The following is a 24,110-nucleotide window of genomic DNA, read 5'->3' as shown; positions in this document are numbered from 1 at the left end:
AAAAAGAACCTTGCTTTTCGTTAAGCAAATACTGAACCAACTGCATCGGGCAGCGCGACGTCCAGCGACTTCGAGCATAAGGGTTCCACCAGCCGCCACTGCCCCTGGCAAACGAGCAGAACGGCCCACACGAGCCCCCTTTTCTGCAGCACGTGAGCGCACGCCGCGCCCGCATCGAGTGCATGGTGCACCTGCGCGGGCGCCAGCGTCGGCACGTCGACGGTGACGAGGGTGTCGCCGAGGTCGCTGTCGTCCTTGCAGTCTCTCGCGGGCTTGCGCTGGATGAGCGCGTCGTCGACATCGACGGCGTTGGCGATCACGGTGGCGGCGGCATCGGCCTGCGCCGCGGTGGCGGCCAACACCGTCACGCTGTCGGCGATGCCCAGCGAGAAACTGCGCCCGCGCCAGCCGCTGGTGGCGACACCGCGCACGGGTTGGTCGGCATGCAGCTCGAACTGGCCGTCGGTGGTGAGCACGCGGCTGTCGCGCCAATCGAAGCGCGCGAGGTCGGCGAACACGCCCACGCGCGCCGAGTGGCCGGACGCAAGGTGCAGCGCGATGTCGCCGCCGTTGTTGATCCACGCGCGCTCGATGCCGGGCCGGTCGTAGAAGGCGATGAGTTCCTGCGCCACGCTGCCGGCCACGGCCGCCATGGGCGTGAGGAACAGCGGCGAGAACGCATCACAGGCGTCCCACATGCGCCGTGCGACGACGCCGCGCGGGCGCTGGCGCGCGGCCACAGGCTGGCGCAGCTGCGGCAGCTCGCGCACGAGTTCGTCGAGCACATGGCCGAAGCGCGCCCACGCTGCATCGTGCGCAGCCGCGACGGCGTACGGGTCGCCGTGCGCTTCGGCCAAGATGTCGATCGGGCCGTGGTTGAAATGCCAGCGGCTCGCGTCGAGCGCCGTGCGTTGGGCGCTCATGGCGCAGCCTCGGGGTTCATGCATTGCTCCCTCCCCTTCCGGGGGAGGGCCGGGGTGGGGGCACGCGGCGCATCCATCGGGCGTTCTGCCCGCCCCCATCCCAGCCTTCCCCCAGCGGGGGAAGGAGCAACAGCCACGGCGCACATCGACGTGGGCATCGCTCAGCCCAGCATCGGGGCATGGCCGAGCGGCCACGGATTGGCATCGTCGATGACGAGCCATTGGCGCGCCAGCGGTGCGCCGTCTTCCTGCCACGCACCGCGCGCGAGCGCCTGTTCGAGCGGGAAGATATGTTCGACGTGCCCGCCGAGCGCTTCGTAATCAGCGCGCCGCATGCTGAACTCGATGGGCGCGACGATGGCCGGCGTGGGCACGGTGCCGAAGCTGTGGTCGGGCATGCGCATGACGTCGGCCATCACGGTGATGCCACCACCGGGCCACACATAGGCCGGCGCGCCGCCGCAGGTGACGTTGACCAGCGCGCGCTTGATGGCGCGCGTGAGCAGCACGGGGTTCTCGGTGACACCCGCGCGCAGGCTGCCGCCGGCGCCGCCGAGGAACAGCACGGTGCACAGCGAAGGCTCGCAGTTCTCGCCGATGCGATCGACGATGCGGCGCACCTCGGGCGGCATCTCCTGCTCGATGGGCTTGAGTGCGTCATCGAGCACGTACCACTGCGCGTGTTCGCCGGTGGTCGAGGTCATGAGCAGGCGCAGGCCGGGGCGGGCCACGCCCTCTTCCCAACCTTCGATGATCGCGAGCGGATCGGCGATGTCGGTGCCGCCCCAGCCGTTGCCGGGGTTCGCCACCTGAAAGTAGCGCCCCGGCGTCGACTTGCGGCCCAGCATCTGGATGCCCGAGGGCGTCATGTCGAGGCAGCGGCCGGCCTGGTGTTCGGTGAGCACGCCGGTGATGTGGTCGTCGACCACCACCACCTCGTCGGCCACGCCGGCGAACTGGCGCGCGAAGATGCCCACGGCCGCCGAGCCGCAGCCCACGCGCATGCGCTGTTCTTCGACGCCGTTGACGATGGGCGCCTTGCCGGCCTGGATGACGAGGCTGGCGCCGCCGTCGATGGTGCACTCGACCGCCTGCTTGTTGCCCAGCAGCTGCATCAGCTCGGCCGTCATGCGGCCTTCCTTCTTGCTGCCGCCCGTGAGGTGGTGCACGCCGCCCAGCGACAGCATCTGCGAACCGTATTCGGCCGTGGTGACATGGCCCACGACCTCGCCCTTGTAGCGAACATTGGCCTGCTCGGCGCCCAGGAAGCGGTCGGTGTCGATCTTCACCTTGAAGCTGCAGTAGCTGAAGATGCCTTCGGTGACGACGGTGACCATGTCGACGCCCTGCGCCTTGGAGGCCACGATGAAGGGCGCGGGCTTGTAGTCGGGGTACGTGGTGGACGAGCCCACGCCGGTGACAAAGACTTCGTCGGCGTGCAGCAGGTCGCCGTTCCAGTCGGGCGTGGCATCGGCCTCGGCCACTTCGGCACCAGGGCGATCGAAGGGCACGAGCGCCGGCTGTTCGCTGGCGAGCGTGCGACGCAACAGCACCACCGGATCGACGCGCACCAGCACGCCCTGGCGGTTGGCGTAGCGGTCGCAGGCGCCGGTGCGGCCGTCGGAGATCTGGCACAGCACCGGGCAGGCGTTGCACTCGACCTTGGCGGTGCTCATCTTCTCGTTGCGCGGCGGCGCCTTGCCGAAGGCTGTGCTGCCGGCCTCGGCGATCTGCGGCATGTCCATGCCGGGCAATCCGTCTGTCTTGGTGTGTTCAGTCATCGGGGCGATCTCGTGGTGTGGTGCTGTCGGAGCGGGTCTTCAGGCCCCGGAGGTTTGCAACAAACGTGCCGTGCAAGTGCTTGTGCGCCGGCTGTCGTTTGTGTAGCATCCCCTACACTTTCATGTTGCGTTCACTACATCAAAGGTCAATGTAGCAAACAGGCCCGATGCTTGCAATGGTGTTTTCTCGCGGTGGTCATCGGGGTTTTTCCGACCAACGACAATGGAGGGTTGCTAGCCGGCCGATGGCGGACGCCCCAAAGGCGTGCATTTCGGCTCAGCCACCCTTTCCTGTCTTCAACCAACACTTGAGTTCTGTATGAGTGCATTCAGCGAAGAACGCGTCCTGAGCGTCCACCACTGGACCGACCGCCTGTTCACCTTCACCACCACGCGCGACCCGTCGCTGCGCTTCTCGAACGGTCATTTCACGATGATCGGACTGAAGGTCAACAACAAGCCCCTGCTGCGCGCGTACAGCATCGTGAGCCCCAACTACGAGGAGCACCTCGAGTTCCTGAGCATCAAGGTCGAAGACGGCCCGCTCACCTCGAAGCTGCAGCACATCCAGGTGGGCGACACCATCATCGTGGGCCGCAAGCCCACGGGCACGCTGCTCATCGACTACACGCTGCCGGCCAAGCGCCTGTACCTGTTCGGCACGGGCACCGGCCTGGCGCCCTTCATGAGCATCATCCGCGACCCCGAAACGTATGAGAAGTTCGAGCAGGTCATCCTGGTGCACGGCGTGCGCCAAGTCGACGAGCTGGCGTACCACGACCTCGTGACCGACCACCTGCCCAAGCACGAGATCCTGGGCGAGATGATCGCCAAGCAGCTGCTGTACTACCCGACCGTCACGCGCGAGGAGTTCCGCAACCAGGGCCGCGTCACCGACCTCATCGAAAGCAACAAGCTCACCGACGACCTCGGCCTGCCTCCGCTCAACGTCGAGGAAGACCGCGTGATGCTGTGCGGCAGCCCGGGCCTGCTGGTCGACCTGAAGCACATCCTGGAAAAGCGCGGCTTCAAGGAAGGCAACACCTCGACGCCGGGCGACTTCGTGGTCGAACGCGCGTTCGCCGAAAAGTAAGACAAGACAAAGAGGCGCTGCGCGCACGATGGCCGACTCCCGCTCCGTCAGCAAGCCCAAGCCCCAGCGCCGCACCGGCGTACGCGAGGCCGCGGCCCAGGCCACGCGCGACAGCATCCTCAAGGCGGCGACCAAGGTGTTCGCCAAGTACGGCTACGACGGCGGCAGCGTGGAGAAGATCTCCAAGGCCGCCAAGTCGTACGACCGGATGATCTATTACTACTTCGGCAGCAAAGAGGGCCTGTTCATCGCGGTGCTCGAGGGCATCTACCAGCGCATGGACGATGCCGAAGCCGCCATTGCACTCGACGCGAGCCGGCCCGTGGAAGCGCTCACCGAAGTCATCCGCTTCGTGCTCGGCTACTACCGCAAGAACCCCGAGTTCGTGACGCTCTTGAACACCGAGAACCTGCACAAGGGTCGGCACATTTCCAAGTCGCTGCGGGCGCGCGAGTACTCGTCGCGGGCGGTGGCCATCATTGCGGAAATCCTGGCCAGCGGCGGCGCCCAGGGCCTGTTCCGCACCGACCTCGTGGCGCGCGACATCTACCTGCTGATTGCGTCCACCGGCTATTTCTACACCTCGAACCGGCACACGCTCACGGCCTTCCTCGGCGAACCGATGGAGTCGCCCGAGGCGATCCGGCACTGGGAAGATTTCGTGATCGAGACCCTGCTGCGCACCGTGCGCGCGGACGACATCCAGGAACAAGACAACACCACCCCACCCCACGAGGACACCACGAAATGGCAGAAATCGCAGCCGGCGCAAAGTCGGGCAAGGTCGTCATCAAGAACATAGGGCTGCTGCTCTCGGGCGACATCGACAAGCCCATCCTCGACGCCGACACCCTCGTGGTGAACGACGGCCTGATCGTCGCGATCGGCAAGGAAAAAGACTGTGACCTCGAAGGCGCGCAGACCGTCATCGACGCGCGCAAGACCTGCGTCGCACCGGGCCTCATCGACAGCCACGTGCACCCGGTGTTCGGCGACTGGACGCCACGCCAGGGCCAGATCGGCTGGATCGATTCGACCATGCACGGCGGCGTGACCACGATGATTTCGGCGGGTGAAGTGCACCTGCCCGGTCGCCCGAAAGACATCGTCGGCCTGAAGGCCTTGGCCATCACCGCGCAACGCGCGTTCGACAACTTCCGTCCCGGCGGCGTGAAGGTTCTCGCCGGCGCGCCGGTCATCGAAAAGGGCATGGTCGAAAGCGACTTCAAGGAACTCGCCGAAGCCGGCGTGGGCCTGCTTGGCGAAGTGGGCCTGGGCTCGGTGAAGGCCGGCTACGAGGCCAAGGAAATGGTGGCCTGGGCGCGCAAGTACGGCATCCAGAGCACGATCCACACGGGCGGCCCGTCGATCCCGGGCTCGGGGCTGATCGACAAGGACGTGGTGCTCGAGGCCGACGCCGACATCATCGGCCACATCAACGGCGGCCACACCTCGCTGCCCGAGGCGCATGTGTGCGAGCTGTGCGAGAAGAGCACGCGCGCCATCGAGATCGTGCACAACGGCAACGAGAAGGTCGCCATCGCGGCGGCCAAGGCGGCCCTTGAATTGAAGTGCCCGCACCGCGTGATCCTCGGCACCGACGGGCCCGCGGGCTCGGGCGTGCAGCCGCTGGGCATCCTGCGCATGGTGGCGATGCTGTCGTCGATCGCGAACATTCCGGCCGAGCTGGTGTTCTGCTTCGCGACGGGCAACACGGCGAAGATCCGCAAGCTCAACTGCGGCCTGATCGAAGTGGGCCGCGCAGCCGACTTCGTCTTCATGGACCGCGCGCAGCATTCGCCTGCGCCGGGCCTGCTCGAGAGCGTGCAGCTGGGCGACATCCCGGGCGTGGGCATGGTGATGATCGACGGCTTGGTGCGCTGCGGCCGCAGCCGCAACACGCCGCCTGCGACGGAGATTCCGGTGGTGGTGTCGGGCGGGCACTGAGCGCCTCCGCCTGTCTTTCTCCTTCCCCCTCTGGGGGAAGGTCGGGATGGGGGCAGGCAGAGCGCTCGATGGATGCGCCGCGTGCCCCCACCCCAGCCCTCCCCCAGAGGGGGAGGGAGCGAGATTTTTACTTCGCGCGGAACACCAGGTAGCGCGCCGACAGAAAGTTCACGCCCAGCCCCGCGCAGCTCCCCAGCGCCACGCCGGCCGCAGGCGCCCACTGGCCCGTCGCCCAATGCAGCACGAGCACATAGGCGCCGTAATTGACGACCGCGCCGCCCAGCATCGTCACGAGATAACCCAGGTACTCGCGCAGCACCGAACCGTCGGAGCGCCGCGCGCTGAACGTGTAGCGGCGGTTCAGCGCCCAGGTGGCCGTCGCGGCCGCCAGGAAAGACAGCACCCGGGCCCCGTACCAACCCAGCAGCGGCGCCAGCAGGTACAGCACCACCACGTCGACCACGAACCCCGCCGCGCCGACCACGGCGAACGACAGGAACTCACGACCGATCTTCATCGGCTGCGCAGGCTCTCGCGCACGCAAGGCTGCGCCAGGTAGCGCAACCGCTTGGCCTCCTGCCGGCCCAGCGTGACGGTGTGCATCACCACGCCGCAGACGAAGGACAGCAGCGCCGCCAGCATCGCGCCGGTGGCGAGCACCGCCGTGGGCAGCCGCGGCACCAGGCCGGTGTGGGCGTAGGTCATGAACAGCGGCACGGCCAGCGCGAGCGCGCCGACGGCGAGCACGGCGGCGACGATCGAGAAGAACTGCAGCGGCCGCTCGCTCACGAAGAGCTTGCCGATGGTCTTCAGGATGCGCCAGCCGTCGCGGTAGGTCGAGAGCTTGCTGTGCGAGCCTTCGGGGCGCGTGCTGTAGGCCGTGCCTTCCTCGGCATAGGGCATGCGCAGTTCGAGCGCGTGCACGGTGAGTTCGGTTTCGATCTCGAAGCCCTGCGACAGCGCGGGGAACGACTTGGCATAGCGGCGCGAGAACACGCGGTAGCCCGAGAGCATGTCGGTGAGGCCGCCGCCGAAGAGCTGCGCCACGGTGCCCGTGAGCAGCCAGTTGCCGAAGCGGTGGCCGGCGCGGTAGGTGAGCGCGTCCTGGCCGTCGTCGACGCGGCTGCCGACCACCATGTCGAGGTTGCCCTCGACCAGCCGCGCGATGAGGCGCGGTGCAGCGGTGGTGTCGTAGGTGGCGTCGCCGTCGACCATCACGTAGATGTCGGCCTCGACGTCGGCGAACATGCGCCGCACCACGTTGCCCTTGCCGCGTGCGGCCACGTGCGTGACGATCGCGCCGGCGGCACGGGCCACGGCGGCCGTGTCGTCGGTGGAGTTGTTGTCGAAGACGTGGACCTCGACGCCGGGCAGCGCCGCGCGGAAGCCCTCGATCACCTGGGTGATGGCCAGGGCTTCGTTGAAGCAGGGGATGACGGCGGCAATGCGCGGCATGGCGGGGCTGCCGGCGCTGCGAGGGGAGACATCAGAATCGGTCATGGTGCAGCGGAAAGAATACGGTAGACGCGGCAGCCGTCTTTTTCATACTGCACGGCGAAGTATTTGTCGAAGTCGGTGCGCGCGCTGAACACGGGCACCACGCTGTCCGGCAGCACGACGGCGACGAACCCCAGGCCCCCAAGCTTGCGCGCCAGGTCGCCGCCGGAGAGCTTGCCGAAATCGGTGTAGCGCCATGGCCCGAGCGTGTCGCCCCAGATCGGGTTGGGACCGTAGTAGATCGCCTCGTTGAGCGCGATCTGGTAGACCCGCCCCTTGGCGTTCGTGCGCAGGTAGTCCATCACGGCGTAGCCCGGCACGTGCTTGCGCAGGAAGGCTTCGCGGCTTTCGGGCGTGGGCGAGACCATGGCCACCTTCCTGGCGGTCTGCCCGACCGACACGGCCGCGAGCACGGCCAGCAGCAGCACCACGACCCAGTCGCCCACACCGGCGCCGCTGCGCGGGCCGGCCGGTGCGGCGGCAACCTTCGCTCCGCGCAGGCGGCGCACGCCCGCCGCGATCCAGACCCCCAGTGCCTGCCAGCCCACGGCCGCTGTCAACGCCAGCAAGGGAAACGAAGCCGTCAGGTAGCGCGGGTAGCGCGAGGTCACGACCCACACGGCCACCGAGTACAGGCAGAACCAGCCCGCCGCGCGCACGGCGGCGGAGCGCTTCCACCACACGCTGAACGGCGCGAGGAACACGGACCAGATCAGTGCATTGGGCATCTCGGCGTGGACGCGCACGTCGGCCACCTGCTGCACGTAGTCGGCCGGGGTCCACTCGGTGAAGCCGAACACGCGCGCGCCGATCGGGTTGAAGGGGTCGCCCGTCATGATGGCGTTGCGCGCGTACCAGTAGATGCACGGGATCAGGAAGCACAGCAGCGCCGGCGCCCAGGCGCGCCACACGCGACGCTCGTGGCGCACCACGAACAGCGCCACCAGCGGCAGGAAGATCAGCGCCTGGTACTTGGAGCCCGCCGCCACGCCGAGGCAGAACGCCGCCAGCGACAGCCAGCGCGTGCCGTCGCGCAAAGGCTCCGATTCGCGCCACCACCACAGCGCCACGCAGGCGGTCAGCACGAACAGCGCCACGCCCATGTCGATCAGCGCGTTGGCGTAGTCGCCCAGGCCCAGCCAGATGGCCGCGCCGATGCAGGCGGTGAGCCGGTTGGCGTGCAGGATGCCCAGGCGGAAGATCATCACCACCGACAGCGCACCCGCCAGCGCGTTGAGGAAGTGCGGCAGCACGTCGTCGCCCACCTGCAGCGCGGCGGCGTACAGCAGGTTGTAGTTGTACGGGAACCAGGGGTAACGCAGCCACTCGTGGATGCCCAGCGAGCCCTGCTGCGCCACCTGCCGCGCATAGGGCAGGTGGTACATCAGCTCGTCGAAGGCGGCCGGCGGTGCGAGCGGCGCCACCAGCGCGGGCAGCGCGACCAGCGCCAGCGCGATGGCGGCGATGCGCTCGAAGCGGGTCCACGGCGGGGTGGTCGGTGCGGCCGCGCGCAGTGCGCGGATGTCGGCGCGCCAGCCGCGCCATTGCCACGCGGCGGCCACGACGCCCGCACCGACCAGGCCCAGCGTGGCCTCGCGGCGGAACAGCCCGAAGATGGCCAGCGCCTGGAAGGCACAGATGTACAGGCCAACGCCGAGTGCGGCCGCCATGGCGGCTTCGAGCCAGGCGTCGCGGCGCGACGGGGGACGCAGGTGCGCGAGCACCGCACGGCCGGCACCCCAGCAGGCGATCACGAAGATCGCGAACTGGGCGTAGTGCGCGGCGGCAAAGATCAGCTTCTGAATATCAACTCCCGTGGCCGGTCACGCCGGTGGGCCGGCCGACCGGCAGGTTCAAAGGTTCGGCGCCAGCAGGCGCTCGAGCTCCGATTCGCTCGTGCGGCGCCGCGCAGCCTGGTCCTGCAACTGGTCGTGCCCGATCTTGCCGACGTTGAAGTACGTCGCATCGGGATGCCCGAGGTAGAAGCCGCTCACGCTGGCGGCGGGCATCATAGCGAGGCTCTCCGTCAGGGTCATGCCAATGTCCGCGCAGTTCAGAAGGTCGAACATCGGGCCCTTCACGCTGTGGTCGGGGCAGGCCGGGTAGCCGGGCGCGGGGCGGATGCCGCGGTACTTCTCGGCAATCATGTCGTCGTTGCTCAGGCCTTCGCCGGGCGCGTAGCCCCACAGGTCGGTGCGCACGCGGTGGTGCATGGCCTCGGCAAAGGCCTCGGCCAGCCGGTCGGCCAGCGCCTTGAGCATGATGGCCGAGTAGTCGTCGAGGTCGTCCATGAAGAACTTCTCTTTCTTCTCGACGCCCAGGCCGGCCGTGACGGCGAACACGCCGACGTAGTCCTTCACACCGCTGTCCTTCGGTGCGACGAAGTCGGCCAGGCAGCGGCTCGGGCGCATCACGCCGTCGATCATCTGTTTCTCGGTCTGCTGGCGCATGCCGTACCAGGTGAGCGCAACCTCGCTGCGCGTCTCGTCGGTGTACAGCTCGATGTCGTCGTCGTTCACGGTGTTGGCGGGCCAGAAGCCGACCACGCCGCTGGCGCTGAGCCAGCGCCCTTCGATGAGGCGCTTGAGCATGCGCTGGCCGTCGGCGTACACGCGCACGGCCTCGGTGCCGACGACTTCGTCTTTCAGGATGGCGGGGAACGGGCCGGCCAGGTCCCAGGTCTGGAAGAACGGGCCCCAGTCGATGTACCTGGCCAGCTCGGTGAGGTCGAAGTTCTTGAACAGGCGCCGGCCGATGAACTTGGGCACGGGCGGCGTGTAGCTCGACCAGTCGACCGGTGTCTTGTTGGCGCGCGCCTTGGCCAGCGGCCACATCGGCACCTGCTTCTTGTTGGCGTGCTGCGTGCGCACCTTGGCGTAGTCGGCGTTGATCTCGTCGATGTACGCGGTGGCCTGGTCGGAGAGCAGGCTCTGCGCCACGCTCACGCTGCGCGAGGCGTCGGGCACGTAGACCACGGGGCCTTCGTAGTGCGGCGCAATCTTGACGGCGGTGTGCACGCGGCTGGTGGTGGCGCCGCCGATGAGCAGCGGGATCTTCTTGATGCGGAAGTGGTCGTCCTTCTGCATCTCGCCGGCCACGTACTGCATCTCTTCGAGGCTCGGCGTGATGAGGCCCGACAGGCCCACGATGTCCGCGCCCTCGACCTTCGCCCTGGCCAGGATTTCGTGGCACGGGACCATCACGCCCATGTTCACGACTTCGAAGTTGTTGCACTGGAGCACGACCGTGACGATGTTCTTGCCGATGTCGTGCACGTCGCCCTTCACGGTGGCGATGATGATCTTGCCCTTGGTGCGCACGTCGCGGCCCGCGGCCTCGTCCTGGCGCTTTTCTTCCTCGATGTACGGGATGAGGTGGGCCACGGCCGACTTCATCACGCGCGCCGACTTCACCACCTGCGGCAGGAACATCTTGCCCTGGCCGAACAGGTCGCCCACGATGTTCATGCCGTCCATGAGCGGACCTTCGATCACGTGCAGCGGACGCCCGCCCTTGGCGAGGATCTGCTGGTAGGCCTCTTCGGTGTCCTGGACGATGAAGTCGGTGATGCCGTGCACCATCGCGTGCGACAGGCGCTGGTTGACGTGCACGGGGTGCTCCGGCGTGCCGCGCCATTCGAGGCGCTTGCTCTCGTCCTTGGCACCGCTCTTGGCGGTCTCGGCCACTTCGACCAGGCGCTCGCCGGCGTCGGGGCGGCGGTTGAGCACCACGTCTTCGACGCGCTCGCGCAGCGCGGGCTCCAGGTCGTCGTACACGCCGACCATGCCGGCGTTGACGATGCCCATGTCCATGCCCGCCTGGATGGCGTGGTACAGGAACACGGTGTGGATCGCTTCGCGCATCGGGTCGTTGCCGCGGAAGCTGAAGCTCACGTTGCTCACGCCGCCCGACACCTTGGCGCCCGGCAGGTTCTCTTTGATCCAGCGCACGGCGTTGATGAAGTCGACGGCGTAGTTGTCGTGCTCCTCGATGCCGGTGGCAATGGCGAAGATGTTCGGGTCGAAGATGATGTCTTCGGGCGGAAAGCCCACCTCGTCGACCAGCACGCGGTAGGCGCGCTCGCAGATCTCGATCTTGCGTGCGTAGGTGTCGGCCTGGCCCTTCTCGTCGAAGGCCATGACCACGGCGGCGGCGCCGTAGCGCTTGACCAGCTTGGCCTCGTGCTTGAACTTGTCGACGCCCTCCTTCATGGAGATGGAGTTGACGATGCCCTTGCCCTGGATGCAGCGCAGGCCGGCCTCGATGACCTCCCACTTGGAGCTGTCGACCATCACAGGCACGCGCGCGATGTCGGGCTCGCTGGCAATGAGGTTCAGGAAGCGGACCATCGCGGCCTTGCTGTCCAGCATGGCCTCGTCCATGTTGATGTCGATCACCTGCGCGCCGTTCTCGACCTGCTGGCGCGCGACGGCCAGGGCGTCCTCGAACTGGCCGTTGAGGATCATCCGCGCGAAGGCCTTGGAGCCGGTGACGTTGGTGCGCTCGCCGATGTTGACGAACAGCGTCCCTGCGCCGATGGCGACCGGCTCGAGGCCGGACAGCTTCATGGGAGGGGGAGCGACGGGAGCGGAAACGGATGCGGGAATCTGGGACATGGCCTCACCTGCGGAAGAGTCGAACAGGCGAGCGTCGTTGTCGCCCCAAGCCTGACGATTCGCCTCTGTGGCGAACCGCTGCAACGCTCCTTGGGAAGTCGCGCATTTTAGGTCGATTCGATGGCGCCCTGGGAAAACCCCAGTTTTCATTCCTGCATGTGTCAACAGAATGCGCCCACCATTTCCGAACGAACGTTCGTGTTTTTAACCAGACGTAAGGGAGAGCGCCAGATGGTCAGGAAGTCGATTGCCCGGTTGCAGCGTGCAGCCACCCCGATGCGCGCCGTGGCCCTGAGCTGCGGTCTCCTGGCCGCCGCGGCCCTCACGGTTCACACGCCACCGGCCCGTGCCGCGGCCAGCGACACCGCGACGCGCGTCGAGGCCTTCGTGACCTCCGACACCGCGAAGACCCGCTACCCGATCGTGCTGGTCCACGGCCTGCTGGGCTTCGACAACCTGCTGGGCGTCGACTACTTCTACGACATCCCCGGCCAGCTGGCCGGCGCGGGCGCCAGGGTGTACGTGGCGCAGGTGTCGGGCACCAACACCTCCGAGATCCGCGGCGAGCAGCTGCTGCAGGAGCTCAAGACCATCCGCGCGCTCGAGCAGAACCCCACGCTCAAGTTCAACCTCATCGGCCATTCGCAGGGCTCGCCCACGGTGCGCTACGTCGCGGCGGTGGCGCCCGACATGGTGGCGTCGGTCACCTCGGTGGGCGGCGCCAACGGCGGCTCGAAGGTGGCCGACCTGCTCGCCAAACTGCCCGAAGGCGGCATCGCCCAGACGCTGGTGGTGAAGGCCATCGGCCTGCTGACGGGAATGATCGGTTTTCTCTCGGGCAAGGACCCGAGCCAGCTGCCCGAAGTGCCGCTGAACGCGCTGGCCTCGCTCACCACGGCAGGCGGCGCGGCCTTCGACGCCAAGTTTCCGCAGGGGCGCCCCGCCGCGGGCTCGTCGTGCGACGTGAAGAGCGGTGCGGCCGTGGCCAACGGCGTGCGCTACTACTCGTGGTCGGGCGTGTCGACCAGCTTCAACCTGTTCGACCCGAGCGACACGGCGCTGTCGACGCTGGGCGGCCTGTTCTTCTTCGGCGAGGCCAACGACGGCCTGCTCGCGGTCTGCACCACGCGACTGGGCACGCACCTGGGCGACTACCGCCAGAACCACCTCGACGAGGTGAACCAGGCCTTCGGCAACACCTACGGCAGCCAGTTCCCGTACTACGAGAAGAAGCCGCCGGCGCTGTTCAGGGAACAGGCCGCGCGACTCAAGAGCGCGGGGCTCTGAGGACGCTGCGCATGCGCGGTGTGGCGTTGACCCTCGGCGCGGTCGCGCTGGTGGCCGTGGGGACCGGATGGCTGGCGCTCGGACCGGAGGCAGTCGATGCGCCCCGGGCCGCCGCGCCCGCAGCGGCGACCGTGACCGCCGCGCCGCCACCGGCGCCGCGCCCGCCCTCCACCGCGGCGGCCCCCGACGCGCTCCTCACCCGCGACCTCATCACCCTCTTCGACCAAGTGCTCGCCGAAGCGCAGGCCGACAGCAAGGCCACGCTCATGGCCCGCGCGCCCGCCCTGCTCGCCAAGCACCTGCGCGAAGACTGGCGCGTGCGCGCGCTGGGCCTGCTGGAGCGCTACGTCGACATGCAGGAAGCCCTGCGCACGCTGCAGCCGCCCGCGCCCGGCGACCCGGCCTTCCTGCGCCGCAGCCTGGAGGCGCGCGAGGCGGTGCGCCGCCAGTTCTTCGCGCCCGAGGAAATCGAAGGCCTGTTCGGCGACCAGATCCGGCAGGACCAGTTCATGGCCGAGAAGATGGAACTGCTGTCCAACCCCGACCTCACGCCCGAGCAGCGCGCCGCGGCGCTGGCGCAGAGCGAGCAGGCCTGGCTGTCGCCCGCGCAGCGCGAGGTGCGCAAGGACGCGGTGGCCCACCTCGACGTGATGCGCCAGACCGAGGCGCTGCAGGCGCGCGGCGCCAGCCCCCAGGAGCGCTTTGCCGCGCGCAGCGAGGCCTACGGCTACGAGGTGGCGCGCGGCCTGGCCACGCTCGACCAGGAAACCCAGGAGTGGAACGCCCGGCTCGACCGCTACGCCAACGCGCCCGAGGCCGAGCGGGCCCAGCTGCGCGAGACGCTCTTCAACGAGAACGAGCGCCTGCGCCTGAGCGGTGCCCTGGCGATGCGCTCGTCCGCTGCGCCCAAGCCGGCGAGATGAATCCGCTAAGTAAGCGCAGGCTTACGCAGGCTGTGCTTCGCCCATGGCCGAGGCCGGCAGGCCGAACACCCGGTCGAAGGCCCAGTTGAAGACGAAGGTGTAGACCAGGAAAAACACCACCAGGCCCAGGTCCATCACCAGCGCCTGCCAGAGCGACACGCCCAGGCCCCAGGCCAGCATCGGCACCAGGAAGGCGATCAGGCCGCCCTCGAAGCCGATCGCGTGCGCGATGCGGCGCTTCAGGCTGCGCCCGCGCACCGCCTGGCGCGACTCCCAGCGCTCGAACAGGGCGTTGAACGTCAGGTTCCAGATCACCGCGATGACCGAGGCGCCCACGGCCAGCAGCCCTGAGTGGCCGAGCCCCGCGTCCGACATCAGGGCCAGGCCGGCGCTGGCCGCCACGATGGCGATGCCCTCGTAGAGGGAGATGTAAACGATCCGACGCTGAATGCCCTGCATGAATTTCTCTGTGTGGTTGACTGCGATGGGTGGACTTTATTTGTGATTTGCTGATATAAAAAGTTAACTTGTTTCAGTTTTATTGATAGATCAGACAGATCGGGGCGCCATGGCTTTCTCCAGCGACAACGTCGAGGTCTTCCTGGCTGTGATCGACCACGGCTCGTTTTCGGCCGCCGCGCGGGCGCTGCGCAAGGTGCCGTCGGCCGTGAGCATGGCCATCGCCAACCTCGAGGCCGAGCTGGCGCTGCCGCTGTTCGACCGCAGCGGCCGCGAGCCGCAGCCCACCGCCGCCGCGCGCTCGCTTGAGCCTCAGGCCCGGCTGCTCGCGGCCCAGTTGCGGCAGTTGCAGGTGCAGGCGCTGGCGCTCACGCAGGGGCTGGAAGACCGGCTCACGCTGGCCATTGCGCCCGAGCTGCTGGCCGCGCCCTGGAGCGGGCCCCTGGCCGCGCTGGCCGACGACTACCCGCTGCTGCAGGTCGAGGTGCTGGCCGCGCCGCAGGCCGATGCGCTGGCGCTGCTGCACAGCGGCCGGGCGCAGCTTGCGCTGGTGTTCGAGCGGCCCAGCCTCGACGGCCGCGAAGGCTTCCAGGAAGTCGGCAGCGACACCATGGTGGCCGTGATGGCGCCCGACCATCCCGTGCTGCGCGCCGCGGCCGGCGAGCGCCTGCGCGAGGAACACCTCACCAACACGCGGCAGATCGTGGTCGCCGGGCGCGACCTGGGCACCAGCGACCCGCGCTTCGTGTTCGCGCGGCACGTCTGGCGCACCGACAACGCGCTGGCCGCGCTGAGCCTGATCACCGCCGGACTGGGCTGGGGCTGGCTGCCGCGCAACTTCGCGCGGCCGCATGTGGCGGCCGGCGCGCTGGTCGAGATTCCGTTCGAAAACCTCAGCAACGGGCTCGACCTGTGGGTGGACGTGGTGTGGTCGCGCGAACGGCCGCTGGGCCTGGGCGCGCAGCGCTTTGTGGCGCTGATCGCGCGAGACCGGCAGGCGGCGGCCGGCATCGCGACGCCGGCCGTGTAAGGCAGGTCAGTTCTTGCCGTGGCCGTGCCCGCCTCCACCGCCGTGCCCACCGCCCCCGCCACCCTTGCCACCACCTCCGTGTGGACGCCCTCCTCCGCCACCGCCGCCCCCACCGGGCCGGCCCCCGCCCGGATGCGGATGCGACACGCCCGGCGGTGGTCCGGGCCGGAAGCCCGGCTGCGGACGCGGCGGGCGGAAGCCAGGGTCGACGGACGGGCGGTAGCCCGGTCCACCGGGTGGACGCACACCGGGTCCGTGCGGCGGACGGACCCCAGGCCCGTGCGGCGGACGCACGCCCTGCCCCGGCGGCCAGGGCCGCGGCTGCCAGGCCGGGCGCACGGGCGGCGGCGGGCGCCAGCCTGCAATCGGTGGCGGCGGTGGCCGCTGGCCCCACCAGCGCCGGTCGCCGTACCAGGGGCGGTCGCGGTAGTAGTCGGCCCAGTAGCTGCCGATCACGAAAGTCACGATGGGCACGCCGATGACCGCGCCGTAGGTGGCCAGCGGCACGCGCTGCTGCTGATAGGCGTAGTCGAGGTTCCTCGACCAGACCCAGCCGCGCCCGCCGTCGGGCAGCACCACGTCGCACCAGCCGTAGCCGCTGGTGCAGCCGACCACGTCGACCGGCTGGCCCGGCCCGAGCCGTGCCACCAGCGGGTAGTCGCCCGAGGGCCCGGCGCGCATGTTGACCGCGCCGCGCGTGAAGGCCTGCTGCGCCGCCGCCGCGAGCGGCAGCAGCAAGACGAACGCGCCCAAGGCAGCGCGGCGCAAGAAGGATGTGACGTTCATGGGGTGGCTCCTGTGCGCGCCAGCGTAGGCGCGGGGCGCGGAGCCGTCAATCAGCCGAAGGCGCGCGCGGCGCCTGGCGTCATGCAGCTTCTTTGTAGAAGCCGTTCGTGTTCAGCAGGCGGCCCTTGGCAGGCGCCACCGCCGCGCCGATCGCCGCGATGTGGTCCGGCGTGGTGCCGCAGCAGCCGCCCACGATGTTCACCAGCCCCTCGGCCGCGAACTCGTGCAGCAGGCGCGAGGTGACGTCGGGCGTCTCGTCGAAGCCGGTGTCGCTCATCGGGTTGGGCAGGCCGGCGTTCGGATAGCAGCTGATGAAAGTGTCGCCCGCCACGCGCGCCAGCTCCTGGATGTAGGGGCGCATCAGCGTCGCGCCCAGCGCGCAGTTCAGGCCGATGGCCAGCGGCTGCGCATGGCGCACGCTGTGCCAGAAGGCGGTGACGGTCTGGCCGCTGAGGATGCGGCCCGAGGCGTCGGTCACCGTGCCGCTGATGATCAGCGGCAGGCGGTGCCCGCTGTTGTCGAAGTACTCGTCCACCGCGAACAGCGCGGCCTTGGCGTTGAGCGTGTCGAAGATCGTCTCGACCAGGATCACGTCGGCGCCGCCTTCGACCAGCGCTTCGGTCTGCTCGTAGTACGCGGCGCGCAGCGATTCGAAATCGACATTGCGTGCGCCCGGGTCGTTCACGTCGGGGCTGATGCTCGCCGTCTTGGGTGTCGGGCCGAGGGCGCCGGCCACGAAGCGCGGCTTGTCGGGCGTGCTGTATTTGTCGCAGGCCGCGCGCGCCAGCTTGGCCGACTCGAGGTTCATCTCGCGCGCCAGGTGGGCCATCTTGTAGTCCTCCTGCGCGATGGTGGTGGCGCCGAAGGTGTTGGTCTCGATGAGGTCGGCGCCGGCCGCGAGGTAGGCCTCGTGGATGTCGGTGATGACGTCGGGCCGCGTGAGCGACAGCAGCTCGTTGTTGCCCTTCACGTCGCGCTCGAAGTCCTTGAAGCGCTCGCCGCGGTACTGTTCTTCGGTGAGCTTGAAGCGCTGGATCATCGTGCCCATCGCGCCGTCGAGGATGGCAATGCGTTGGGCGAGGATGCCAGGCAGGGCCTGGCCGCGGGTGTAGATGACGGGCTTCATAACCGCCGATTGTAGAAACCGGGGACCGGCCCTGATGCCCGTCAGCCCTTTCGCTGACCCTCGACGAAGGCCAGCACCGCTTCGAGCATCCGGCGCACGTGCGGCTTCACGCCCGCGGCCACGTCGGGCAGGTAGTCGAAGGGCAGCGCTTCCTGCATGTAGCTCGACTGCGTCATCTCCAGCTGCACCGCGTGCACGCCGCCGGCCGGGTTGCCGTACTGGCGCGTGATGTGGCCGCCCTTGAAGCGGCCGTTGAGCACGCCGGTGTAGCCGGGCGCCGATTCGGCGATGCCGCGCAGCGTGGCGGCCAGCGCGGGGTCGCAGCTCTTGCCGTCGGCGGTGCCCAGGTTCAGGTCGGGCAGCTTGCCTTCGAAGAAGCGCGGCAGCACGGAACGGATCGAGTGCGCGTCCCACAGCGCGACGGTGCCGTGCGCGACCGTGAGGCGGTCGAGCTCGGCCTGCAGCTGCTGGTGGTAGGGGCGCCAGACGGCGTCGCGGCGTTCGGCGATCTCGGCGTCGGACGGGTGCTCGCCGGTGTTCGCGTAGACCGGCGTGTCGTCGAAGGTGTCGACCGGGCACAGGCCGGTGACGCTCTGGCCCGGGTACAGGCTGGCGCCGTCCGGCGGACGGTTCAGGTCGACCACGTAGCGCGAGTGCGTGGCCACGAGCACCGAGGCGCCGAGTGCATCGGCGAAGTCGTAGAGCTGTTCGAGGTGCCAGTCGGTGTCGGGCACGTGGCGTGCCTCGTCGGTGAAGCGGGCGGCCAGCGCGGGCGGCACGTGCGTGCCGACGTGCGGCATCGAGATCAGCAGCGGGCGCGTGCCCTGGTGAAAGCGGAACGCCGGTTCGGTGGTGGTGAAGAGAGCCATGGGTGAATTCTCAGTCTTGCAGAAGGTGGGTGCGTGCCGCCACGAAGCCCGACGCCGCGCTGTCGTGCAGCGCGTGGCGGCCGGCCGTGACGCGCGCGCGGCCCGCCACCCAGACCGCGTCGACGGCCGAGGTGCGGTGGCTCGCGAACACATGGGCCGAGAGCATGTCGGGGGCCGACAGGCCCTGCAGCGCGAGGTGCGTGGCATCGAGCACGACGAAGTCGGCCTGCTGCCCCGCGGCCAGCCCGCCGACTGTGCGGCCCGCCGCCTGCGCCCCGCCCTGCACGGCTTCGAGCGTGAGCGCGGTGGCCACGTGCGGCTGCGCCGCGCTCGCGCCGACGTTGCGCTGGCGCCGGCCCAGGCGCTGGCTGTATTCGAGCATCAGCAGTTCTTCGGCCGCGTTGACGCTGGCGTGGCTGTCGGAGCCCACGCCCCAGGCGCCGCCGTGGCTGCGCCAGCGCGCGAAGTCGAAGATGCCGTCGCCGAGGTTGGCCTCGGTGGTCGGGCACAGGCCCGCGACCGCGCCGCTGCGTGCGGCGTACTCGTACTCGGCGTCGTTCATGTGCGTGGCGTGCACGAGGCACCAGCGCGCGTCGACGCTCGCGTGGTCGAGCAGCCATTCGACCGGGCGCAGGCCGCTCCACTCGACGCAGTCGTCCACTTCCTTCGTCTGCTCGGCGATATGGATATGAACCGGCGCGGTGCGGTCGATGGCGTCGAGGCCGGCGAGTGCCTCGCGCAGCGCCTCGGGCGGCACGGCGCGCAGCGAATGCGGCGCCAGGCCCAGGCGCGCGCCCTGCGCGTCGCAGTCGGGCTTGAGCGTGTCGAGCAGACGCAGCATCGACTCGGTCGAACGGATGAAGCGGCGCTGCCCGTCGGTGGGCGGCTGGTCGCCGAAGCCGCTGGTCTGGTAGAGCACCGGCAGCAGCGTGAAGCCGATGCCCGTGTTGCGTGCGGCGCGCAGCAGCGCGCGGCTCAGCGCCGCGTCGTCGGCGTAAGGGCGGCCGTCGGTGTCGTGGTGCACGTACTGGAACTCGCACACACTGGTGTAGCCCGCCTCGAGCATCTCGGCGTAGAGCCAGGTTGCGATGGCTTCCATGTGCTGCGGGCCGAGGCGCGCGGCAAAGCGGTACATCAGCGTGCGCCAGCTCCAGAAACTGTCCTGCTGCTCGGCGCGGTGCTCGGTGAGGCCCGCGAACGCGCGCTGGAAGGCGTGCGAATGCAGGTTGGGCATGCCGGGGATCACGGGGCCGGTCGCCACTTGCACACCGGCGGGTGGTTGCGTGGCGGACTGGACCTGCGTGAGCTGGCCGGCGTCATTCCACGACAGCAGGACGTTCTTCGTCCACCCTGCGGGCAGCAGCGCATCGGCTGCGAAAAGTGTTTGTCTTGCGCCCTCTCCCTCTGGGAGAGGGTTGGGGTGAGGGCTGTCGGCCTTCGATATCACTGTCGTCGTATTCATGGCCGCTGGCCCTCACCCTGCCCTCTCCCAGAGGGAGAGGGGAAAGAAATACAAATACGGCCCTGGCGCACCGCGGTGCGCAGTGGACGTTGACCGAACCAGTAGGCCAGCTCGGCCGCTTCGCGCACATTCCAGAGCACGAAGTTGGCAGGCATGCCGGGCGCGATGGCGCCGTGCGTGGCCTGCAGGCCCAGCGCGCGCGCGGCGTGCACGGTGACGCCGGCCAGTGCCTCGGGCACGGTGAGGCGGAACAGCGTGCAGGCCATGTTGACCATCAGCAGCAGGCTCAGCGTCGGCGAGGTGCCGGGGTTGTGGTCGGTCGACACGGCCATCGGCACGCCCGCGGCGCGCAGCGCGTCGATGGGCGGCAGGTGCGTATCGCGCAGCGTGTAGTAGGCGCCGGGCAGCAGCACGGCCACGGTGCCCGACTGGCGCATGGCCGCGATGCCGTCGGCCGACAGGTGCTCGATGTGGTCGCACGACAGCGCGCCGTAGCGCGCAGCCAGCGCCGCGCCGCCCATGTCCGAGAGTTGCTCGGCATGCAGCTTCACCGGCAGGCCCAGCGCCTGAGCGGCTTTGAAGACCTGCTCGGTTTCTTCGAGCGAGAAGGCGATGCGTTCGCAGAACACGTCGACCGCATCGACCAGCCCTTCGGCCGCGAGCGCGGGCAGCATCTCTTTGCAGACGAGGTCGATGTAGTCGCCGCTGCGGCCCGCGTATTCCGGCGGCAGCGCGTGCGCGCCGAGAAAGGTGGTGCGCACGGTGACACCGTAGGCCTCGCCCAGGCGCCGCGCCACGCGCAGCTGCTTGCGTTCATGTTCCAGCGCGAGGCCGTAGCCCGACTTGATCTCGATCGCGCAGACGCCGTCGGCCAGCAGCTGTTCGAGGCGCGATGCGGCCTGTGCGAACAGCGTGTCTTCGTCGGCCTCGCGCGTGGCGCGCACCGACGAGACGATGCCGCCGCCGGCCTTCGCCACCTCTTCGTATGTGGCGCCCGCGAGCCGCATGGCGAACTCGTTGGCACGCTGGCCGCCGTAGACCAGGTGCGTGTGGCAATCGACAAGGCCAGGCGTGACGAGCGCACCGCCGCCGTCGTGCGGCGCGAGCCCCGCGAACTCGGCAGGCAGATCGGCGCGCGCACCGACCCAGCGGACCGTGCCCTGCGCGACCACGAGGGCGGCTTCGGCATCGGGCGCCAAGCTCAGGCCAGGCGCCGCACCGGGTGCGAGGCGCAGGCCGGTCCAGAGGCCGTCGGCCGAGGGGAATTCGCTGGGGGGTTTCATCGTCATCCTTTGTCCTGTTGCCGGTCAGGCCGGCACGAAGCGCACGGCCACGAGCCGCGCGTCTTCATCGACTGGTGCGGCTTGCCACGCTTGCGCGTGGCCGGTCCAGCACAGGCCTTCACCTTCACCGAGGGCTTCGTCATTCAAGCGCCAATCGCCACGCAACGCCAGCAGCACGCCGTGCGCCGCGGGCGCGATGTCGACGGCATGGTCCAGCACCTGCACGTCGGCGCGCCACTGGCCGCCGCGCGTCATCACGTTGAAGTCGTTCGAGGCGCCGCCGAGCAGCGCGCAGTCGATCGGGTCGTCGCCGGAAAAAGCGAAGGGCCGGTGCGGCACGTCGAGCCGGTGCGACACGCGGCCGTCGTGCGTGAAGAGGCGCACGCCGTCGCCTTCGAGCAGCATGATCTGGCGGTCGACACCCGGGAACACCGAGAACGGGCCGGGCGACGCGATGGTCGCGATGCTCACGCGCCAGCCGAAGCTGTCGAGCCCCGCACCTGGCGGCCAGCTGGCGATTTCCTGCGTGGTGCCGCCACCGTTTTTCCAGGGGGTGGCGCGCAGGGTGGCGCGGGAAAAGCGCTGCACGTTGCTCATGACCAGACCTCTTGCTCCTTCCCCTTCCGGGGGAAGGTTGGGATGGGGGCAGCGCCCAACGAGCGCCGCGCTTGGGTCGAGGCCGTCGTGCCCCCACCCCAACCCTCCCCCGGAAGGGGAGGGAGAAATTCGAATACCGAATGCAACGTCATCGCATCAACCCGCCTTGCCGCAGCTTCTGCTCGAAGTGCCGCAGGATCAAGGTCATCGTGCCCGTGAGCACGAAGTACACGACCGCAATCGCCAGGTACACCTCCAGCGAGCGGTACGACACGCTGATGATCTTCTGGCCTTCGTGCATCACGTCGTGGATGGTCAGCAGCGACACCAGCGCCGAGTTCTTGATGAGCGCGATGAACTCGTTGCCCAGCGGCGGAATCATGCGCACCACGGCCTGCGGCAGCACGATCTGGCGCATTGCCACGCCGGGCGTCATGCCCAGCGATTGCGCGGCCAGGGTCTGGCCCTTGTCGATCGACTGGATCGCGCCACGCACGATCTCCGACACGTAGGCGCCCGAGTACACGCCGAGCCCCAGCACGCCGCACAGAAAGGCCGGCAGCAGGATGCCGAAGTGCGGCAGGCCGAAGAACAGGATGAACAGCTGCACCAGCAGCGGCGTGCCGCGAATGGCCGCCACGTAGGCGGTGCACACGCCGTAGATCCAGCGCCGCTTCGGGTTCAGCCGGCCGATGCCGACCAGCAGGCCCAGCACGCAACCCAGGGCCAGCGCGCAGGCGGTGATTTCCACCGTGACCAGCGCGCCGCGCAGCAGGTCGGGCCAGCCCTGCCAGACGGGCGAGAAATCGAGATCCATGGCTGGCTTACTTGGTGTTCGCGCTGAACCACTTCTTGACGATCGCGGCGTAGGTGCCGTCGGCCTTGAGCTTCTCGATCGCGCCGTTCACGGCCTTGGTGAGTTCGGGCGTGTCCTTGCGGATGGCCATGCCGTATTCCTCGGTGGTGATCTGCTCGTCGAGCACCTTCAGGCCGCCGCGCGTGCGCACGTACTGGAAGGCGGCGGGCTTGCCGGTGACGGCGGCGTCGGCACGGCCGATGTCCACGAGGTTGAACATTTCCTGGTTCTTCTCGACTTCCAGCAGCTGCACCTGCGGGAATTTTTCCTTCGTGTACGACACGGACTTGGTGCCCACCTGCACGCTGACCTTCTTGCCGTTGATGTCGGCCGGCTTCTTGATGGTGGTGTTGTTGTCCTTCACCATGACCACGAGGCCGCCGGCGTAGTACGGCACGGTGAAGTCGACGACCTTCTTGCGCTCGTCGGTGATGTAGATGCCCGACACGGCCATGTCGAAGCGCTTCGAGATGAGGCCCGGCACGAGGCCCTTGAAGTCGATGTCGATCCACTCGATCTTGCGGCCCAGCGTCTTGCCGATGGCCTCGACCAGCTCGACGTCGAAGCCGGTGCGCTTGCCGTTCTCCACGAACTCCATCGGCGGGAAGGTGGCGTCGGTGGCCACGCGCAGCGGCTCGCCCTGGGCTTGTGCAGCGCCAGCGAAACCGAAGAAGGCGAGGCCGGACAGGGCGGCGGCGACGAGGGTGCGACGGGTGTTCATGAGAGGGCTTTCGTGGAGGTGAGGGAGAAGGGAGAAAAGAAAAAACGGTGCGGCTACTGCAGTGCGCGCGAGATGCGGGCCGCCGTGACGACGGTCATGTGGACCAATGCAGCTTCCATGCCTTCGACACGCGTGAGCGGCGCCATCAGCGTGATCGCCCCGCGCAGGCGCCGGCCCGCGGCCAGCACCGGCGCGCTCGCGCCCCAGACGCCGGCATCGACCTCGCCGTGCGTCACGGCATGGCCGGCGGCGCGGATGGCGTCGAGTTCGGCGGCGCGCTCGGCGCGGCGTTCGGGGGCTTCATCGAGCCCGTCGAGCAGAAGGTCGCGCGTGTCGTCGGGCGCATGGGCCAGCAGGCACTTGGCGCTGGCGCCGTCGCGCGCGGGCACGCTGCGGCCGCGGTCGAAGGAGCAGCGCAGCGACTGTTCGCTGTCGATCATCTCCAGGCACACGACGCGGTCGTTCACGAGGGTGACGAGCGCCACGCTCTCGTGGCTCTGCTGCGCCAGCACGCGCATGTCGGCGCGCGCGGCCATCACGAGGTCGGAGTTGCCGTCGAAGCCGCTGGCCAGCTGCACGCTGACGGGCCCCGGCGAGTAGCGGCCTTCGGACTCCATCACGAAGCCCCAGCGGCGCAAGGTGGCGACCTGCCGGTACAGCGTGCTCTGCGACAGGCCCGTGGCCTGCACGAGCTCGGCCGCCGTCATCGCCGCCTTGCTTTGCGCCAGCACCGACAGCACGAACAGCGCGCGGTCGTTGTGGGCAGGAGCGTCGAGGGGGGTCGTCATCGGGGGCAATCGCTGGGCGGTCGAAAGTGGATGCGGCGTGCAGTATCTTGCTCGCCGTTCTCACGT

Annotated in this window: 22 protein-coding genes and 1 riboswitch; of the genes, 6 read left to right on the top strand and 16 right to left on the bottom strand. The window is 68.9% G+C overall.

Annotated elements, in window-relative coordinates; translation table 11 throughout:
• Positions 1–20: 20 nt before the first annotated feature.
• Positions 21–923 (bottom strand): UPF0280 family protein, encoded by a 903-nt coding sequence (locus RZE79_RS01175; protein ID WP_319358614.1) that lies wholly within the window; start codon positions 921–923, stop codon positions 21–23.
• A gap of 161 nt (positions 924–1,084) precedes the next feature.
• Complete coding sequence (locus tag RZE79_RS01170; RefSeq protein WP_319358613.1) at positions 1,085–2,704, bottom strand: 6-hydroxynicotinate reductase; 1,620 nt, start codon at positions 2,702–2,704, stop codon at positions 1,085–1,087.
• A 319-nt stretch (positions 2,705–3,023) separates the two neighbouring features.
• Between RZE79_RS01170 and RZE79_RS01165 the strand changes: the two genes are divergently transcribed.
• Genes RZE79_RS01165 through RZE79_RS01155 form a run of 3 tightly spaced genes read left to right on the top strand, consistent with a single transcriptional unit; the run spans position 3,024 to position 5,744 of the window.
• Positions 3,024–3,797, top strand: coding sequence for a ferredoxin--NADP reductase (locus tag RZE79_RS01165; RefSeq protein WP_319358612.1), 774 nt, complete (start codon positions 3,024–3,026; stop codon positions 3,795–3,797).
• Positions 3,798–3,825: 28 nt separating this feature from the next.
• Complete coding sequence (locus RZE79_RS01160) at positions 3,826–4,599, top strand: TetR family transcriptional regulator (RefSeq protein ID WP_319358610.1); 774 nt, start codon at positions 3,826–3,828, stop codon at positions 4,597–4,599.
• Positions 4,545–5,744: an amidohydrolase family protein gene (locus RZE79_RS01155; protein WP_319358608.1), complete on the top strand. Its 1,200-nt coding sequence runs from the start codon at positions 4,545–4,547 to the stop codon at positions 5,742–5,744. Before RZE79_RS01160 ends, RZE79_RS01155 begins: the two co-directional genes overlap by 55 nt.
• A gap of 127 nt (positions 5,745–5,871) precedes the next feature.
• Here the strand turns inward: RZE79_RS01155 and RZE79_RS01150 are convergent, their stop codons facing one another.
• The 4 genes from RZE79_RS01150 to metH form a co-directional block, all read right to left on the bottom strand.
• Entirely contained in the window at positions 5,872–6,261 is a 390-nt protein-coding gene (locus RZE79_RS01150) for a GtrA family protein (protein ID WP_153281204.1), read from the bottom strand.
• Positions 6,258–7,244, bottom strand: coding sequence for a glycosyltransferase family 2 protein (locus tag RZE79_RS01145; protein ID WP_319358606.1), 987 nt, complete (start codon positions 7,242–7,244; stop codon positions 6,258–6,260). Before RZE79_RS01145 ends, RZE79_RS01150 begins: the two co-directional genes overlap by 4 nt.
• Positions 7,241–8,995, bottom strand: coding sequence for a phospholipid carrier-dependent glycosyltransferase (locus RZE79_RS01140; protein WP_319358601.1), 1,755 nt, complete (start codon positions 8,993–8,995; stop codon positions 7,241–7,243). Before RZE79_RS01140 ends, RZE79_RS01145 begins: the two co-directional genes overlap by 4 nt.
• Before the next feature lie 99 nt (positions 8,996–9,094).
• Positions 9,095–11,809, bottom strand: a complete 2,715-nt coding sequence (gene metH / locus RZE79_RS01135; protein ID WP_319358600.1) for a methionine synthase — start codon at positions 11,807–11,809, stop codon at positions 9,095–9,097.
• Between the two features lie 70 nt (positions 11,810–11,879).
• Positions 11,880–11,955, bottom strand: a riboswitch (S-adenosyl-L-homocysteine riboswitch).
• A 133-nt stretch (positions 11,956–12,088) separates the two neighbouring features.
• Here metH and RZE79_RS01130 point away from each other — a divergent pair.
• Both RZE79_RS01130 and RZE79_RS01125 read left to right on the top strand, forming a co-directional pair.
• Positions 12,089–13,144, top strand: coding sequence for a triacylglycerol lipase (locus tag RZE79_RS01130; protein ID WP_153281208.1), 1,056 nt, complete (start codon positions 12,089–12,091; stop codon positions 13,142–13,144).
• Positions 13,145–13,155: 11 nt separating this feature from the next.
• A complete protein-coding gene (locus RZE79_RS01125; RefSeq protein ID WP_319358599.1) occupies positions 13,156–14,067 on the top strand; it encodes a lipase secretion chaperone in 912 nt (303 codons plus the stop codon).
• Between the two features lie 21 nt (positions 14,068–14,088).
• Here the strand turns inward: RZE79_RS01125 and RZE79_RS01120 are convergent, their stop codons facing one another.
• Positions 14,089–14,526: a PACE efflux transporter gene (locus RZE79_RS01120; protein WP_099794538.1), complete on the bottom strand. Its 438-nt coding sequence runs from the start codon at positions 14,524–14,526 to the stop codon at positions 14,089–14,091.
• 109 nt (positions 14,527–14,635) lie between these two features.
• Between RZE79_RS01120 and RZE79_RS01115 the strand changes: the two genes are divergently transcribed.
• Entirely contained in the window at positions 14,636–15,556 is a 921-nt protein-coding gene (locus RZE79_RS01115) for a LysR family transcriptional regulator (protein ID WP_319358597.1), read from the top strand.
• 6 nt (positions 15,557–15,562) lie between these two features.
• On the opposite strand, the gene RZE79_RS01110 is transcribed toward RZE79_RS01115, so the two are convergent.
• From RZE79_RS01110 to RZE79_RS01070, 9 genes are all read right to left on the bottom strand, one after another.
• Positions 15,563–16,342: an SH3 domain-containing protein gene (locus RZE79_RS01110; RefSeq protein ID WP_319358596.1), complete on the bottom strand. Its 780-nt coding sequence runs from the start codon at positions 16,340–16,342 to the stop codon at positions 15,563–15,565.
• A 79-nt stretch (positions 16,343–16,421) separates the two neighbouring features.
• Positions 16,422–17,468 (bottom strand): homocysteine S-methyltransferase family protein, encoded by a 1,047-nt coding sequence (locus RZE79_RS01105; protein ID WP_319358595.1) that lies wholly within the window; start codon positions 17,466–17,468, stop codon positions 16,422–16,424.
• 41 nt (positions 17,469–17,509) lie between these two features.
• Positions 17,510–18,337 (bottom strand): N-formylglutamate deformylase, encoded by an 828-nt coding sequence (gene hutG / locus RZE79_RS01100; protein ID WP_319358594.1) that lies wholly within the window; start codon positions 18,335–18,337, stop codon positions 17,510–17,512.
• 10 nt (positions 18,338–18,347) lie between these two features.
• Positions 18,348–19,799: a formimidoylglutamate deiminase gene (locus tag RZE79_RS01095; RefSeq protein ID WP_319358593.1), complete on the bottom strand. Its 1,452-nt coding sequence runs from the start codon at positions 19,797–19,799 to the stop codon at positions 18,348–18,350.
• The gene (gene hutI / locus RZE79_RS01090; protein ID WP_319358592.1) at positions 19,796–21,082 is read right to left on the bottom strand and encodes an imidazolonepropionase; all 1,287 of its coding nucleotides are present in this window, start codon (positions 21,080–21,082) and stop codon (positions 19,796–19,798) included. Before hutI ends, RZE79_RS01095 begins: the two co-directional genes overlap by 4 nt.
• A gap of 24 nt (positions 21,083–21,106) precedes the next feature.
• Complete coding sequence (locus RZE79_RS01085; protein WP_319358591.1) at positions 21,107–21,679, bottom strand: HutD family protein; 573 nt, start codon at positions 21,677–21,679, stop codon at positions 21,107–21,109.
• Positions 21,680–21,827: 148 nt separating this feature from the next.
• Positions 21,828–22,496, bottom strand: coding sequence for an amino acid ABC transporter permease (locus tag RZE79_RS01080; protein ID WP_153281216.1), 669 nt, complete (start codon positions 22,494–22,496; stop codon positions 21,828–21,830).
• A 7-nt stretch (positions 22,497–22,503) separates the two neighbouring features.
• Positions 22,504–23,256 carry a transporter substrate-binding domain-containing protein gene (locus RZE79_RS01075; RefSeq protein ID WP_319358590.1) on the bottom strand — a complete coding sequence of 251 codons (753 nt, stop codon included), beginning with the start codon at positions 23,254–23,256 and terminating at the stop codon, positions 22,504–22,506.
• Positions 23,257–23,309: 53 nt separating this feature from the next.
• The gene (locus RZE79_RS01070) at positions 23,310–24,044 is read right to left on the bottom strand and encodes an IclR family transcriptional regulator (RefSeq protein ID WP_319358589.1); all 735 of its coding nucleotides are present in this window, start codon (positions 24,042–24,044) and stop codon (positions 23,310–23,312) included.
• Between the last annotated feature and the right edge of the window lie 66 nt (positions 24,045–24,110).

This window comes from Variovorax sp. EBFNA2, assembly GCF_033802765.1.
Lineage (GTDB): Bacteria > Pseudomonadota > Gammaproteobacteria > Burkholderiales > Burkholderiaceae_C > Variovorax > Variovorax paradoxus_H.
This window is presented reverse-complemented; position numbering and strand designations above follow the sequence as displayed.

Excerpts from the sequence above, each read along its gene's own strand:
- RZE79_RS01175 (WP_319358614.1), bottom strand. The coding sequence starts at position 923 with ATGAGCGCCCAACGCACGGCGCTCGACGCGAGCCGCTGGCATTTCAAC.
- RZE79_RS01170 (WP_319358613.1), bottom strand. The coding sequence starts at position 2,704 with ATGACTGAACACACCAAGACAGACGGATTGCCCGGCATGGACATGCCG.
- RZE79_RS01165 (WP_319358612.1), top strand. The coding sequence starts at position 3,024 with ATGAGTGCATTCAGCGAAGAACGCGTCCTGAGCGTCCACCACTGGACC.
- RZE79_RS01160 (WP_319358610.1), top strand. The coding sequence starts at position 3,826 with ATGGCCGACTCCCGCTCCGTCAGCAAGCCCAAGCCCCAGCGCCGCACC.
- RZE79_RS01155 (WP_319358608.1), top strand. The coding sequence starts at position 4,545 with ATGGCAGAAATCGCAGCCGGCGCAAAGTCGGGCAAGGTCGTCATCAAG.
- RZE79_RS01150 (WP_153281204.1), bottom strand. The coding sequence starts at position 6,261 with ATGAAGATCGGTCGTGAGTTCCTGTCGTTCGCCGTGGTCGGCGCGGCG.
- RZE79_RS01145 (WP_319358606.1), bottom strand. The coding sequence starts at position 7,244 with ATGACCGATTCTGATGTCTCCCCTCGCAGCGCCGGCAGCCCCGCCATG.
- metH (WP_319358600.1), bottom strand. The coding sequence starts at position 11,809 with ATGAAGCTGTCCGGCCTCGAGCCGGTCGCCATCGGCGCAGGGACGCTG.
- RZE79_RS01130 (WP_153281208.1), top strand. The coding sequence starts at position 12,089 with ATGGTCAGGAAGTCGATTGCCCGGTTGCAGCGTGCAGCCACCCCGATG.
- RZE79_RS01125 (WP_319358599.1), top strand. The coding sequence starts at position 13,156 with ATGCGCGGTGTGGCGTTGACCCTCGGCGCGGTCGCGCTGGTGGCCGTG.
- RZE79_RS01120 (WP_099794538.1), bottom strand. The coding sequence starts at position 14,526 with ATGCAGGGCATTCAGCGTCGGATCGTTTACATCTCCCTCTACGAGGGC.
- RZE79_RS01115 (WP_319358597.1), top strand. The coding sequence starts at position 14,636 with ATGGCTTTCTCCAGCGACAACGTCGAGGTCTTCCTGGCTGTGATCGAC.
- RZE79_RS01110 (WP_319358596.1), bottom strand. The coding sequence starts at position 16,342 with ATGAACGTCACATCCTTCTTGCGCCGCGCTGCCTTGGGCGCGTTCGTC.
- RZE79_RS01105 (WP_319358595.1), bottom strand. The coding sequence starts at position 17,468 with ATGAAGCCCGTCATCTACACCCGCGGCCAGGCCCTGCCTGGCATCCTC.
- hutG (WP_319358594.1), bottom strand. The coding sequence starts at position 18,337 with ATGGCTCTCTTCACCACCACCGAACCGGCGTTCCGCTTTCACCAGGGC.
- RZE79_RS01095 (WP_319358593.1), bottom strand. The coding sequence starts at position 19,799 with ATGAATACGACGACAGTGATATCGAAGGCCGACAGCCCTCACCCCAAC.
- hutI (WP_319358592.1), bottom strand. The coding sequence starts at position 21,082 with ATGAAACCCCCCAGCGAATTCCCCTCGGCCGACGGCCTCTGGACCGGC.
- RZE79_RS01085 (WP_319358591.1), bottom strand. The coding sequence starts at position 21,679 with ATGAGCAACGTGCAGCGCTTTTCCCGCGCCACCCTGCGCGCCACCCCC.
- RZE79_RS01080 (WP_153281216.1), bottom strand. The coding sequence starts at position 22,496 with ATGGATCTCGATTTCTCGCCCGTCTGGCAGGGCTGGCCCGACCTGCTG.
- RZE79_RS01075 (WP_319358590.1), bottom strand. The coding sequence starts at position 23,256 with ATGAACACCCGTCGCACCCTCGTCGCCGCCGCCCTGTCCGGCCTCGCC.
- RZE79_RS01070 (WP_319358589.1), bottom strand. The coding sequence starts at position 24,044 with ATGACGACCCCCCTCGACGCTCCTGCCCACAACGACCGCGCGCTGTTC.